The sequence below is a fragment of the Streptomyces sp. NPDC052910 genome (genome assembly GCF_055585605.1).
Window position 1 is genome coordinate 716874 of record NZ_JBVJJR010000002.1, and the last position, 13668, is coordinate 730541.

Here is a 13668-nt window from a genome sequence, read left to right on the forward strand (position 1 = left end):
CGAGGCGCAGGGGGGATCGTCGGCCCCCGACGGCTCACCGGGCACGCCGTCGGCCGCCGAGCGGGGTGCGTGCGTGGGGTCCTCTCTCTCCTCCGTCCCACTGACCGGCAGACAGGACGGGCCGGCAGCCGGGACAGGCCTCCGGACGGGTCACGCCTGCGAGCTGTAACGGCGGCGGTGTCACGAGCACGGAAGAAGGTGTCACCCCCAGCCCACCGCGCCGGGACCGCCCTTCGGCCTCTCACTCGCCGCGAGGCTCCCCACCCGGCGTACGCCGCCCGCCCCCGGCGCTGCGATGCGGTGGGGTGCCGGGCCGTGGTGCGACATGGCGCGACGTGGCGTGGCGCGCCTTGGCTCACCGGGCCTCGGGCGTCCCTCGTCCCCGGTCCGGTCCGGGTCGGCTCCGGCCCGGACCGGACGTGCGGCGTGGCCCGGGCACCCGTGGGGTGTCGGCCACGATGCTCCGGGCGATCGCGCGTGCTTCCACCCGCGCCTGGTGCAAGGCGCCGCCGAGAGGATTGGTGAAGCCCGCGAAGTACAGGTGCGGGGCGGCGGAGGAGGTCTTCGCGCCGTGGACGACGGGTCGGCCCGAGGCGTCGAGCACGTCCAGGTCCGGCAGCAGTCGTTCGAGGCCCGTGCGGTAGCCGGTGGCGGCGATGACGACGTCGGGGCGCAAACGGGTGCCGTCGGCCAGGACCACCCGGTCGCTGTCGAAGCCGGTCACCGCCGCCACCGGCAGGACCCGGCCGGCCCGCACGGCCTCCACGAACCCGTGGTCGAGCACCGGGTTGTTGCCCTCCTCCGCGTTGCGGGTGAAGGGCCCCTGGCGGGGCCGGGGAATGCCGAAGGGCGTCAGATCGGGCACCGAGCAGCGCTGGGTGAACAGCGCCGAGCGGTCCCGCAAGGCCAGGGGCAGGGACTCCGTCAGGCGTCCGAGCAGGTGCCAGCGGCTGGAGTCGCGCGGCAGGATGTTCGGAGGAGTGCGGAAGGACAGCCACACCCGGTCGGCCCCCGCGCCCGCCAGTACGCTCGCGATCTCCGTGCCGCTGTTCCCGGCGCCCACCACGAGCACCGAGCTGCCACGGTAGAGGGTGGGGCCGCGGTAGTGAGCCGCGTGCAGCAGACGGCCGCGGTACTCCTGCCGGCCGGGCCAGTCCGGCAGATGAGGGGTGTGACAGCGCCCGGTGGCCACCACCACCGCCCGTGCCGCGACCACGCCGTCGCCGGTGTGCACCCGCCACCGCTCCACCGCCCCGGCGCGGCCCGGCTCGATACGCTCCACCGTGGTCCGCAGGCGCACCGGAAGCCGGTGGTGCTCGCGGTAGCGCTCCAGGTAGCGCAGGAAGTCGTCCCGGCCGACCCAGGGGCCGTACTCACGCGGGAGCCCCAGGCCGGGAAGCCGCGACGCACCCCGCACCGTGTGCAGCCTGAGATGGTCGTAGTGGTCGGCCCAGCTCTTTCCCACCCGCTCGCCCCGCTCCAGCACCACCGTGGAAACCCCGGCACGGCGCAGCATCGCGGCGACCGCCAGGCCACTGGGGCCGGCCCCAACCACCGTTACGACACATGTGCGTTGCACGGATACATCCGGTTCTCGACCCATCGCCATGAAAACGGCCGGACGACGCCGAGGTCACGCGGTTCGCACACGTCGGCAGGGCCCGAGGACCACAAGGCCGACCGGAGGACGGCGCGTTGCGACGAATCCCTGGATCCGGGGCGGGCCACGACCGATACCGACCTTGACCTCAACCGCACTTGAGGTCCTAGCTTCTTGATCATGACGAACGTCGGCACCTCGCGAAACAGCACCACGAGCATCCCCCGAACCGGCACCACCCCGCCCGGCCAGCCCCCCATCGCCCTCGTCGCGTGGCACGCCACCGAGGCGATCCTGCGGCACTCGCAGGCCGCCCTGGCGCACATCGACCTGACCCAGCCCCAGTGGTGGGCACTCAACAACATCGTCCGGGCCGAGCACGGCCTGAGCAGGGAAGAAATCCGTGCCGTGAACGTGCCGTACGGCATGGGCGCCGAGGTGATGACCCTCGCCGCCGACGCACTCCTCCACCGGGGCTGGCTCATCGGTGACGCGGACGGCCGCCTGACCCTCACGGACCGGGGCCGCGCGGGCCTCGGGACGGCGAAGGACCACATGGCGCGAGTGCGCGCGGAGCTCGTCGGGGACATCCCGGAGGAGGAGTACGAGGTGGCGGTCTCCGTGCTCCGCCGCGTCGCGGACAACCTCGCCTGAGAGGTCGTTGTCGCCGCATGTCTCGTCCCGAGATGGACTGTTGAGCAGCCTTCTTCGGGCGGTGTCAGGAGAGGGTGTTCCCGCCGGTGAGGCGGCGAGCCATGAGGTCGGTCATGGCGAGGTGGATCACCGCTTCGGAGCGGGTGGCGGCAGGTTTCGCAGTCGCGGGCCAGGCGGCGGCGGAGCATGAGCCGGCCGTAGGGCCGCTCGACTGCCCGCCGTTTCGGGATCGGAGTGAATCCCCTGATCCCGGGCTTGCGGGCGGTGACCTCCATGTAGATGCCCAGGGATAGAACGCGACCAGGCCGCGGCGGCCGCCTTGGAAGAGTCCCGGGCGTGGCTGTCGCAGCACTTGGAGCGTCTCGCTGAACGGCGGTGTTCCCTGTTCGGCGAGCTGCGGCAGGCGATTGCCGACCGCAGGACCAGCGACGTGCCCGTGCTGTCGGCCCGGGCCGGCGCCACGGCCGGGCAGGACCGCAGCCGGAAAGGGGACGCCATCGCCAGCGCGGCGGCGGCCTTTCCGGACGGCCTCGAGCGGTCGGCCCGCTGGGAGTACCGGGACTCGGCGCCGCCGGTGCAGGTGATCTCGCCCGACGCCGTACGCTCTTGCAGTAGTCGAACACAAGAGCGCTGTTCATGGGATTTTGATGTCCTGTCGGGTCGAAAGGGAGACGGTCATGTGGGGGCGGCGGCGCAAGGCGTACGGTCGGCTCGAGGCGGCGGCCCTCGCGGAGCTGATGGACGCGATGGAGCGGGCGGGGCAGACGTACGCACGGCTCGACCGCGAGCTCGCGCGCTTCGAGGGGACCCTGGCGGAGATCCACTTGCTGCTCGGTCGCGGTGACGGTGTACCGGTGAAGGCCTTGCAGGCCCATCTCGCGTCGGCCCAGCAGGCGCTGGAACCCTGGCGGGAGGCGCGGATCCACTACGAGGAGGCGCGCGACCTCTGGCGTCACCCCGAAACCGAGGACGCCTTGGCGCTCGACGAAGCGGCCGCGCAGTTCCACGGGCTCGCCGAGGACGCCGAGGGACTGCTCGACTCCCTCACGGCCACGCACGACGCGTTCGTCGACCTGCGGGACAATCTGGTGGCCCTGCCCGGGAAGATCGCTCCGATCCGCGAGCGCATCCACGCCTCCCTCGCCGCCGCCCGCGCCGAACTCGCCCGGCCCGGCGGCGCGACGGGCCGGTTCACCCTGGAGGCCCGGTTGCACGCCGCCGAGGACCGGCTGCGCGACCTGGACGCCGGCCTCGTGGACGTGGAGGGCCGCAAGGTCACCGACCTCTACCGCGACCTCGAGGTGCGGATCGCCGAAGTCCGCGACGCACTGACCCACGAGGCCTGCTGACACTCCGGCCGTCCCGCAACCGTCCCACCCGCCGCCTGGTGGAGACGGCGGTCCGTCGGGAGCCGGCCCGGCTGCGCGGCTTCACCAGTCCGTCGGACGCGCGCAGGTCCTCGCGGACCGGCTCGCCCGCCGCCTGGAGGAGCAGATGCGCCTCGGCAGGCCGATCCGGAACCCGATGGGATGGCTGATCGGCCGGGGCCTGCCGCAGCGTTGGCAGTGCGGCGAAGTACGGTGCGACGACGGCACGCTCCTCGACTCCGACTCCGGCCAGGCGTGTCCCTTCCGCGAGCAACAACCGCTGCTCTGCCCGGGCCGGGCCCGCCGCGGCGGGCCGTGCGGCCGACAGACGCTGCCGACCCGCAGCGTGTGCGCCCGCCACCGAATCCAGACTCCGCCGGGGATGTGGCCTGATGGCCCCCAACTCACGGTCGTAAGGCGTGGATCTCGCCCGTGTCGCGCTCCGCGCCGCGCGGCAGGCCGCTCGCCGCCACGGTGGCCGCCCTCTCCGGCACCGGCCCGCCGTGACGGACGCGATCCGCCTCACCACATGGAACACAGCCTTGGGCTCGGAAACTGCCACGGTTTCAGGGGTCGTTCAGGCGATCCGAAGTCCTTCTCGCGCGGTCGCTGGAGCAGCGCGAATCCGCAGATCACCACTGACGCGAGCGTGTGCCCCTCCCTAAGCCCAAGCCACTCCTTCCCCACCGCCGCCCCCTGTCGCGAAACCTGCTCGACTCCCCATGAGGGAAGGCGTCATGGTCGAGTAACGAAGAAGATCGCAGCGTTATCGGTGACAACCATCGCGGCGACCGCCCTCTTCGCCACCATCGCGGCGACCGCCCTCTTCGCCACCATCGCGGCACCCGCGCACGCAGGGCCCTCCTGGAACACGCGAGTCAAGTGCCGGCAGACCGACCCGGACGGCAGGAAGGTACCTACACGGTTCGGCAACTCCGAACTCGGCTGGAACCACTTCTCCGGACCGCACAAAATCAAGACGTGTAGGGCCGTCAACGCCGCCATATCCGGCAAGGTCGACAAGAAGAACGGCGACCGGCTCGAATACTGGGGTGACGCCATCAACGGAGGCCGCCACGTCAGGATCATCGTCATCGTCCAGTACCCCCGCAAGACCGCCGACGGCCGCTACGATGCAGGCGCCGGACAGAAGATCGGCGTCATTACCGCCTACTGCAAGGGCATGAACAAGTGCCCCAACCGGCTCAACGAGTGACCACTATGCATGAAGAGATCGCAGACCAGCAGGCGGACGTCACCCGCCTGCTGCTCCACCACATCCACGCCCCTCTTGCCGGTGCTCAGTTCATCCGAGGCATCCTCCCCGTACCACCGTCGGCCGAGGCCATCCGCATCGTCACAGGAGGTGAGCACACCTGCGTACCGGACGAGCTGATCGCTTACGAGATCCCCTTGCGGGCGGACGATGGGCTGCTGACCGCTTACGACATCATCGGAATCCTGCGCTCCGTGCTCACAGGTACCCGGTTCCACTCCAGCGATCGTGTCAGCACGGTGATGGGCATGATGCTCGTCCGCGTGGAGCAGACTGACGTGGAACCAGTCGCCGACACCCCGGACGACAATGCGTTGAGGATTCTTCGCACCATCGCTTGCCCTTTCGCAAAGGAGCAGTCGAGCACACGTCTACGCGGCTTCCTCTTCACGGGGCAGGACCGGTTCCGTCTCTACCTCGACACGACGGAGACCCCCGGTGTGGTGGCCGCCGATGTGTGTCTGTCCGGTGCCATCACTGCCTTGACCGCGGCCCTGCCCTCCCTGATCACCGAAGAGGAACGGTGGACAGCGGACGACTCCGATCCGCACTGTTCCCGCGCCGTGGACCTGACCCACTGGTGACAGGTCCCGAGGCCGGAGGCCGGCCACGCCGGCCGGGCTCAACCATCTATCCGGCGAGGCCCGGCCGACGGGCAGGGCTCCGCCGGTTCGGCCCATGGCCGGCGGTAGAGCCGCCCTCAGCGATGGGGTGCGGCCTACAGTTCCCACACCCCGTCGCTCAGCTCCGCGCCGAGGGTCACGGCAACCGACGCCCTGCCGTACACCGCGTACTTCGCGGCCTGCTCATGCCGTTCACCTTGGCACCGGCGACCAGATCACCGGCAGCGTCGTGATCGGCGGTGAGCGCGCCGGCGACGGGGCCGCCATCTTCGACGAAGACCTTCACGGCGGCATCCACCGGTTCTTCTGAGCCGGGCTCGCACGGCGTCTGACGGCCGCACAGCACCCAGGGCGCGGCCGTCGGACGGGCGGCGCGGCAGACTGCGAGGGTGAGCGACCCGACCCGCGACCGCGCCCTGGGAAGCGGCCTCGCATCGGCGGGGCCCTTGTCGTACCCCTTGAGCCCAGCTCGATGTCAACCTGATGGGAGGTCAGGGCGACCTGTCACACTGGCCCCCTTGCCGGCCAGCAGGGGTCAGTGTGGCCTTCAGGGCCGTGCATCAGGGGTGGGGACCGTCTTCGCGCACCTGGCCGACCTGGGATGCGGCCGCATCTGGACCGAGGCGTGGAAGGCCCGGCCGCTTGCGCCGATCGCGGGTGACAGGGCGAAGCTCGGCGGGACTTCGTCAGATCGACGGGACGCGTACGAGGCCGGGCCGTTCCATGTCCCCGTTGAACCGGTAGGCCGGCAGTGACGTGGTCTTGATGAGACGGAAGCCTTTGCCGCCGTTGTCCAGGGTCGTGGTGCCGGCCTTGCCGTCGGCGACCCAGTGCAGGGTGATCGCGAACGCGCAGTCGCCGGTGGTGTTCTTCGCGTGGATGACGAAGTCCTCGGGGTCGGTGAGGCTGACCTTGAAGGGGAAGCGCACCGGCGGGATCGCTTTGCCGTCGTTGTCCTGGCCGGCGTCGGCGGTCACCTTCACCGGCCGGCGAGCGAAGTCCGCGGTGAACGGCCGCTGGGGCTGCTCCCCACCGCAGCCGTACGCGGTGTTGATGACGACGCCTCGGGTCGGCGCAGGAGCGCTGCGTACAACCGTGACCTCCACGCCCGTGAGAATCACCGACTCCTCGGTGCGGCCCTGCACCGTCATGGCCACCGGCGGACTGTACTGGTCACTGACGAACTCCTTCGCCGTCGCGTCCTTCGTGTGGTTCTTCCACGCGGTGAAGTACCGCTCCGCCGGGCCGTCGTACCAGATGGTCGGGCCGCACACGTCGTCGGACCATGCGGCGCGCACGGCCAGGGGCGACTTGCCCGTCCAGACCGGTCCGTCCGGCGACGCGCCGGCTGCCGACGACAGGGGAGCGGGTCGTCCGTGCCCGGCGGCGGACGCCGCCGAGGCACCGGTACGGCCGTCGGCGGCCTTTGCCGGGGCCTGGTGATCGGTCATCCACCAGATGCCGGCGCCCGCGGCAAGCAATACGACCGCGGCGACGGTGGTCACCTTCCTGGGCACGAGCCGACGCCGGCCGGTGCCGGGACCCCCGGCCGGCGCGGCGTCGTTCGGGGCCCCCTCTGTCTCCGCTCTCGCTGTTCTCGCCGTTTTCACCGTGCGGCCGGCGGCCGCGGCTTCGTTGCGCTGCCTGCGCGCCGTGTCCCACATCCGCAGTGCTTCGGTCGCGGCCGCCTGGTCGCCGAGCGCCCGGGCGACGGCCTCGATGTTCCTGCGGTGTGGCAAGCCGCGGCCGTTGAAGACGTGCGTCAAGGTGCTCTTGGACAGCGACGCGGACGGGTCGTTCTTACAGACCCGCTTGACGATGTCCTCGTAGCTGGGCGATCCGTTCCTCACCCACAGCTCGCGCATGTACCGCGCGAGCTCCTGCACCGCGCCCTCCTGCGCCGCCGCGTCCTCGCTATCGACCACGTCCGTACCCCTCCCGCACTCCTCCGCCCTTTCCCCGGGCGGTCGGTGGAGCGCAGCCTAGACCGGGCCGCCCGGACAGGTGGCGGCATCCGTCCAACGGGCTCCAGTCCTCTTCAACGCCATCCAAAGTGCTCCAACTTTCTACGGAATAGTGGCGAATGACGGCGCCGGGCCTTGCAATCAAGGCATCCCACCCGACCGGCCAGGCACCGTTCGCGCCTCGGCCTCGCTGTGTCCGGAGCTGCCGTGACCCTCACGTTTCACTCGCCCCAGGGACTTCATGAACTCCTGTACGCCTGGGGGGTACTGCAGCGCCGGGCCCGCCCGCAGCGGTGCGTCACGTATCTCGCCCGGCACACGGACCTCGCCCTTCACGATCTCGAACACCTGCGGCTGGTACGCAACCGCTGCGCCCACCCGGAGGACGGCTGGCCCGCTCAGGCCGAGATGGACCGCGCTCTGTCCACTGCCCGCCGTGCCTGCCGTTGCCTGGGGCTGGACGGGTGATCGCGGCAGCACCAGCTCTTCGGGTGACAGAGTGGCGTGCGGGCTGTCAGCCACCGACCGCGTCTGTGCTGAGCGCCGCCCTGGGCCGCGCCCGGCGGCGGCATCGCCGGCCGCCCGGGCACGCCGCCCGGTAGGGCCGTCGGGTACGTCGCGTGCCGCCCGACAGCCGACCGCCCGGTGCGCCGCGGGCGGATTGGTAGGCCGCCCGGGGAGGACGGGCCCGGCGGCCGCCAAGCGGCTCCCCTCGCCACCTCCCTCGCCGCGTCCTCGGTCGCGCCCCGGGCCGCCGCGCGCCCCCCGCCCTCACCGGTCCCCCGACGCGCCCCCCTACGCCCCCCTACCCGGCCCTCCGCCGCCGCCACCATCCGCCCGCCCCCACCACCAGCGCTCCCCCCGCCGCGCCCATGACCGACCACCACCACTCCGCCGCCGACGACCACAGACGCCAGGACACCACCGCCGTCAGCAGCCAGCCGCCCGCCGCGCCCGCGCCCGCGAAGACGGCCGTGTCGACCCGGGTGAGCGGCCCAGCGGAGGCCGCCGCGCGGCCCGTCGCCTTGCGGTGGGCGGCCAGGGGAAGGGCGAAGGCCAGCACCGCGAGAACGGTCACCACCGCGCCGTGCAGATATCCCGGCGCCGGTACGTGGTAGCCGAGGGCCTGGACGGCCGTCAGCCCCGTGAGCACGGCACCGAGGAAGGCGGTCTGGAGCAGAGTCATGCGCTGCTCGCGACGGGCCAGTTGGACGGCCACTGTCGTGTCGGTGATCCGGACGAGCTCGCTCACCTGCTCCCTCAGGTCACCGAGGTAGCACGTGTCGTCCTCCACGACGTGCCGGAACCGCGCGCCCTCCCGGCGGTCGGTGTCGAAGAGGGAGTGCGGCCGGACCTCCGAGGGGCGTAAGGGGACGGCGTCCTCCATGTTGTACAGCGCGATCTCCACGGTGCGCAGCGCCGACCGCCGCAGGGTCAGGGTGCGGACGAGCCCGGCCGTGCCGACCTGGAGGTCCTTCACCAGGCCCTGCGCCCGCAGCAACTCGTCGAACAGCGCCGGGGATTCCCGGGCGGTGAAGTCCCTGTGCAGCCGGGCCAGCCGGTCGGCGCGGTCGGTCAGTTCACGGTGCAGGGCGCCGAAGTCGCGGGACGTGCGGTAGGCCGCCAGTTGGCGGTGCATCTTGCCGACGTGCACGGTGTACCGGACGAACGGCGCGACCGCGTACGGTCCTCGGGGCTGCCACAGCCACGCGTCCAGCCGGTCCTCCCCCTCCGCGGCGACGAGCGCGGCGACGCGGCGCTCCGGGGACGCCGGTCCGCCGACGGTGCCGAGGTGCCAGATCAGCGCGCCCTCGGCCGTGCGCTGCCACTGCTGTTGCCAGGCACCCGGCCGTACGCCGGGGACGTCCCGGGCGAGGCGGTCGGCGGCGGCCGCCGCGCCCGCGTCGGTCGCCAGGACGTCGGGGTCCCCGGGATCGCCCGGGTCTCCGGGCGGCCCGGCCAGCGCGGTGTAGACGCGGTGGTGGAACAGGAGCCGACCGGTGGGCAGGGTGGTGCGCCGGGCGGACCAGCGGCGGTCCAGCTCCGCCCAGTCGGCGGTCTCCCCCGCCTCGGGGGTCTCTCCCGGCGCCAGCATGACGGTCATCCCCAGGACGTCGTGCTCGATGAAGAGGAACGCCTGATGGACGGAGGATCCGCCGTCCGGCCCCGGCCTCGGCCGCTCGCGGGCACGGATCACCCGCGGCCCGCCGGCCCGGGTGCGGGCGAGTTCGTCGCGGAGCTGCCGGCCGGTCGGGAAGCCGGCCTCCAGGTTCCAGCCGGCGGGAGGGACGTCCATGGCGAACTCCCCGCAGTGCTCCCACAGCGTCCGCAACGCCGCGACCGCCTGCGGCTCCTCCGGCGCGGCGGCGGCCAGGACCAGGAGCGCCCGGCCGCGCAGGACCGGCTCAGCCACCGGAACCCGTGCCGGAGCGGTCCGGCGGGCGGGGCGGATCGGCGGGCCGCGGTGGGTCGGCGGGCTCCGGCGGACCGGCCGGCTCCGGCGGGTACGGCGCCACGTCCCTGATGAAGGTGTTCATCCGGAGGAGGGTCGACTCCGGCAGTTCGACCAGGTCGTCCGGATCGGGAGGCCGGGCCGCCTTGGCCATGCGCGTGGAGAGTATCTCCTGGAGGTGCCCGTAGGCGTCCTGCGCCCGCTCCAGTTCGCTCCGCGCGAAGGCGTTGGCCAGCAGGTCGAGTTGGGCGTCCGCCCGGGCCCACGTGTCCGGTGACGCCGCCGCCCAGCGGTCCGGCGGGTACAGGTAGGCCACGATCTCGGAGCGCAGGTACTCCCACTCCTCGGCCGGGTCCGGGTCTCCCACGGTGACTCCCTCCACTCGGTGTCGCTCGACAGGCGGTGGCGTACGCGGTATGCGCCCTCGCGGACGGTGCTGCCTCCCCAGCGGTGCTGCCTCCCCAGCGGTGCCGCCCTCCAAGCAGTGCCTCCGCGCGGTAAGGCCGCTCGGTCGGTACGGTTCTCAACTAGTACGGCTGTTCATGCAGTGCGGCTGTTCACGCAGTACGGCTGTTCAAGCGGTGATGACGGCGGCGGACCGGCTGGGCCCGAAGTGCAGGTAGGGCGCCCAGATCAACGGGTTGCGCGGGGCGCTCCGCCGGACGCTCCGCACCGCGTCGTGCAGAGCGAGGGCGGGGTCGATCCGGCGCCGCGCCGGGCCCGCCGCCGGGGGCCGGCGAACGGGCGGCGTCCCGTTCCGGTGCCCACCGGCGGTCGTCTCGGTCCGTGCGGCCGGGTCCAGGTCGAAGAAGTGCAGGGCGATTTTCGCGGCGGCGTTGTCGAAGGCCGGCATCAGCGAACTGATCACGTGGGGATAACCGGCCACTTGGAAGGCCGCGCCCAAGTGGGCCGCTTCGTTGGTGTACCTGTTCCCCGCGTAACCGCCGTGGCAGGTGAGCAGCAGGCAGGCGAACCGGCCGCTGCCGAAGCGCCGCGCCCTGATCCGGGCCACGCGCAGCGGTTCGTCGTGGAGCAGCAGCCCGGAGGCGCTGGGGTCGTCGGGGTTCTCCTCGGTGTGCGCGCACAGGACGGCCCACGCGTGGCGGGCGAGCTCCCGTTCCACGTCGGCCGCGCGGGCGCCGGCGTCGACCAGCGTCTCGCCGTCGTACGCGGCGGCGATCCGGCCCGCCGCCGCCACCGTGTCGTGCAGGCGGCTCTGCCCCGGCGTCCGTGCCATGGCGACGGTGAGCAACCGACCCTCGGTGCGGGCGCTTTCGGCGGCGCGCCGGCCGGCCTGGCGCAGCATCCGCAGGGTGGGTGTGTAGGAGGAGACGACGCGGTCGACGGCGCACGCCCCAGAGGCGGAGCCGGGGTCGAGGGCCGCGTGCAGGGGCAGCAGGGCGAGGCGGCCGGTGGGGCACCACTGGACCCGGGGCCAGCGGGCGGTGTCGGGGCTGACCGGCCGCCCGTACCCGAGGTGGTCGAGCACGGGTCCGACGACGTACCGCCAGAGCCAGGTCTGTACGCTCCGGAGCCGGCCGTCCCGGCCGGCTCCGGACTCGTCCCACCAGCGGGCCACTTGCTCGTCGACCGCGGCCGGTGTGGCTCCGGGCAGCGGGACGACTTCGACACGGCCGCCCTCGCGGTCCGGGCCGAGGAAGGCCCCGGCGCCGCCCGGCTCGCCGGCGCGGATGACGAGGGCGTCGGAACGGTGGACGCTGACGTTGATCAGTACCACGGGGTCGGGTCCCGCGTCCGCCGGGTGGTCGGCGGGGGCGGGGCGCCGGAAGCGCTCGAAGCCGGGGAGGCGGCGGATCCGGCCCAGCGTGTCCGCGTAGGCCGGATCGTCGTCGGGATCGCCCGGGTGCGGGCCGGTCTCGTGGCGGCGGCGGTCCAGGGCGCGGACCTCGTGCGCCAGGCCGGGGTCGTGTCCGGCGAGCGCTTCGAGGTCCCACTCGTCGGCCATCTGGGAGAGGAGGATGCCGCGCCCGTCCTCCAGCCGTCTCACGGCCGCCGCCGGGTCGCCCACCTCCAGCGCCGCGGCGGCGGCGTCGGTCACCAGGTCCTCGAAGAGGGTGAGCGCGCGCTCCCGGTCGGCCGGTTCCAGGTGTGTCTGGCTCATCGCCCCGCGGATCGCCAGGGCCTCGCGGTACGCCCGCTCGGCGCCGGGCCGGTCGTGGACCTCGGCGGCGAGCCGGCCCCATGCCCGGGCGGCGGCCAGCCGGACCGGGGCCTGGCTCCCGGCGGAGGTGACCACTTCCCTCAGCAGGCCGGCGGCCTCGTGCCGGAGCGGCTCCGCCTCCGGAGGGCCGCCGGGGTCCCCCGCCACCCTGTACTGGAGCGAGTTGACGAGGTTGGTGCGGAAGACCGCGCCCTCGGGGGTGTCCGGGCGGCTGAGCCGGACGCAGGCCCGGCCCAGCTCTATGGCCTCGTCGAGGTCCGCCGGCCGGCCGGCCGCGTCGAACCGCATCCGGAGCGCGTTGGTGAGGACGGAGGCGAAGCGGAGCCAGGCGCGGCCCCCGGGCGCGGCGGTGGCGAGGGCGGCGCGGGCGGCGTCCACGGCCTGCGAGAGCCGGGGTGCCGAGCCCGGGTGGCGGAGTCGCAGCGCGTCGGAGTAGTTGGCCAGGGCCGCCCCGTACAGCGGGGTGCCCACGGCGATGTGCACGGCGAGGCCGAAGCAGTCGACGGCCTCGGTCAGGTCGTCGACCGAGCCGGAGCGTTCGTACCGGTGGCGCAGGACCGTGCCGAGGGTCGTCACGGCGGCGTGCCGCAGTCTGACGTCTCCCGCCGGGGCCGGCCGTTCGACGGCCAGGCGTGCCTCGTGGAGGGCGGTGTCGAGGAGGCTGGAGTCCCCGGTGCGGACGAAGCGGGCCTGGAGGGCCCGGGCGAGGACCAGGCGGTAGCGGGTGTGCCGCGACGGGTCGTCGTCGCCCCGCAGGAGGCGTTCGCGGACGATGTCGACGCCGAGTTGCCGCCGTCCCTCGGGGTTGAGTTCGGCGGCGAGCAGGACGGCCCGGCCCAGGTCGTCCAGGAGGTCGTCGTGGTCGGCGGCGCGGCGGGACGCGGGGTGGTCGACGAGGGCACAGAAGGTGCGCAGGAAGCCTTCGAGGACCATCCGGTCGCGGTGGTGCCGCAGTTCGTCGAAGAGCGTCTCCAGGTGGGCGCGGATCGCGGCCGTCGTGCCGTCGGCGGCGGGCGGGTGCGGACCGGCCGCCGCCCGGATGAAGTCGACGTCCGGCAGGGCTTCCGCGGGGACGCCGTCCGGCGCCCGGTCGCCGAGGGCGGCGAAGCAGCGGGCGGCGGTCACCCGGTCGAGGTGCCGGAGGTCGTCCTCGTCCCGGCCGAGGTAGCGGAACCAGTGAAACAGGCCCAGCAGGCGCAGCGGGCGCAGCTCTTCGAGCGGCGGGCCGGCGCCGGTGGGCGGGTGCGCGGTCAGCACGGCCTCGGCGAGCCCGGCCGCCTCGGCCAGCGCTTCCGGGGTGTCGAGGGTGGCGGCGTCCTCGCCGGCGAGGGCCTCCCGGAGCCGGCGCTCGACCGCCCTCACCACGCCCGTGTCGGTCATCGTGCGCTCCTGTCTCCCGGCCCGGCGCCCCGGGTGGCGGGGCCGGCGTGCCGCGAGGCGCGTCCACCCGTAGGAGGGGACCCCCGAATAGACATGCTAGGCAGCCGATCCCCCTCCGTTGTAGGAGCGTTCGAGGCGCGCCACCCGCGCACGCCACCCGTACCACACGC

Annotated in this window: 11 protein-coding genes and 1 pseudogene; 5 read left to right on the forward strand and 7 right to left on the reverse strand. The window is 73.2% G+C overall.

Annotated features, from left to right (window positions below; all coding sequences use genetic code 11):
• Positions 1 to 355 precede the first annotated feature (355 nt).
• A complete protein-coding gene (locus ACZ6X9_RS08845) occupies positions 356 to 1555 on the reverse strand; it encodes a flavin-containing monooxygenase (RefSeq protein WP_469777237.1) in 1200 nt (399 codons plus the stop codon).
• 225 nt (positions 1556 to 1780) lie between these two features.
• Here ACZ6X9_RS08845 and ACZ6X9_RS08850 point away from each other — a divergent pair, with 225 nt between their 5' ends.
• Positions 1781 to 2254: a MarR family winged helix-turn-helix transcriptional regulator gene (locus ACZ6X9_RS08850; protein ID WP_469777238.1), complete on the forward strand. Its 474-nt coding sequence runs from the start codon at positions 1781 to 1783 to the stop codon at positions 2252 to 2254.
• Positions 2255 to 2318: 64 nt separating this feature from the next.
• On the opposite strand, the pseudogene ACZ6X9_RS08855 reads toward ACZ6X9_RS08850, so the two are convergent.
• Positions 2319 to 2544, reverse strand: a pseudogene (locus ACZ6X9_RS08855) (IS5 family transposase); the annotation flags it as partial.
• Between the two features lie 387 nt (positions 2545 to 2931).
• Between ACZ6X9_RS08855 and ACZ6X9_RS08860 the strand changes: the two are divergent.
• From ACZ6X9_RS08860 to ACZ6X9_RS08870, 3 genes are all read left to right on the forward strand, one after another.
• Positions 2932 to 3603 carry a hypothetical protein gene (locus tag ACZ6X9_RS08860; RefSeq protein WP_469777239.1) on the forward strand — a complete coding sequence of 224 codons (672 nt, stop codon included), beginning with the start codon at positions 2932 to 2934 and terminating at the stop codon, positions 3601 to 3603.
• A 790-nt stretch (positions 3604 to 4393) separates the two neighbouring features.
• Positions 4394 to 4837, forward strand: a complete 444-nt coding sequence (locus tag ACZ6X9_RS08865) for a hypothetical protein (protein ID WP_469777240.1) — start codon at positions 4394 to 4396, stop codon at positions 4835 to 4837.
• Positions 4838 to 4842: 5 nt separating this feature from the next.
• Complete coding sequence (locus ACZ6X9_RS08870; protein WP_469777241.1) at positions 4843 to 5481, forward strand: hypothetical protein; 639 nt, start codon at positions 4843 to 4845, stop codon at positions 5479 to 5481.
• A 175-nt stretch (positions 5482 to 5656) separates the two neighbouring features.
• Here the strand turns inward: ACZ6X9_RS08870 and ACZ6X9_RS08875 are convergent, their stop codons facing one another.
• The gene (locus tag ACZ6X9_RS08875; RefSeq protein ID WP_469777242.1) at positions 5657 to 5818 is read right to left on the reverse strand and encodes a hypothetical protein; all 162 of its coding nucleotides are present in this window, start codon (positions 5816 to 5818) and stop codon (positions 5657 to 5659) included.
• Between the two features lie 388 nt (positions 5819 to 6206).
• Entirely contained in the window at positions 6207 to 7445 is a 1239-nt protein-coding gene (locus tag ACZ6X9_RS08880; RefSeq protein ID WP_469777243.1) for a hypothetical protein, read from the reverse strand.
• A 246-nt stretch (positions 7446 to 7691) separates the two neighbouring features.
• On the opposite strand from ACZ6X9_RS08880, the gene ACZ6X9_RS08885 reads away from it, so the two are divergent.
• Complete coding sequence (locus ACZ6X9_RS08885; protein ID WP_469777244.1) at positions 7692 to 7952, forward strand: hypothetical protein; 261 nt, start codon at positions 7692 to 7694, stop codon at positions 7950 to 7952.
• Between the two features lie 337 nt (positions 7953 to 8289).
• Here ACZ6X9_RS08885 and ACZ6X9_RS08890 read toward each other — a convergent pair whose 3' ends face one another.
• The 3 genes from ACZ6X9_RS08890 to ACZ6X9_RS08900 all read right to left on the reverse strand — a co-directional run bounded on the left by ACZ6X9_RS08890 (position 8290) and on the right by ACZ6X9_RS08900 (position 13498).
• Positions 8290 to 9897, reverse strand: coding sequence for a CATRA conflict system CASPASE/TPR repeat-associated protein (locus ACZ6X9_RS08890; protein ID WP_469777245.1), 1608 nt, complete (start codon positions 9895 to 9897; stop codon positions 8290 to 8292).
• Positions 9890 to 10303 (reverse strand): hypothetical protein, encoded by a 414-nt coding sequence (locus tag ACZ6X9_RS08895; RefSeq protein WP_469777246.1) that lies wholly within the window; start codon positions 10301 to 10303, stop codon positions 9890 to 9892. The genes ACZ6X9_RS08890 and ACZ6X9_RS08895 overlap by 8 nt, the downstream gene beginning before the upstream one ends.
• A gap of 207 nt (positions 10304 to 10510) precedes the next feature.
• Entirely contained in the window at positions 10511 to 13498 is a 2988-nt protein-coding gene (locus ACZ6X9_RS08900) for a CHAT domain-containing protein (RefSeq protein WP_469777247.1), read from the reverse strand.
• Between the last annotated feature and the right edge of the window lie 170 nt (positions 13499 to 13668).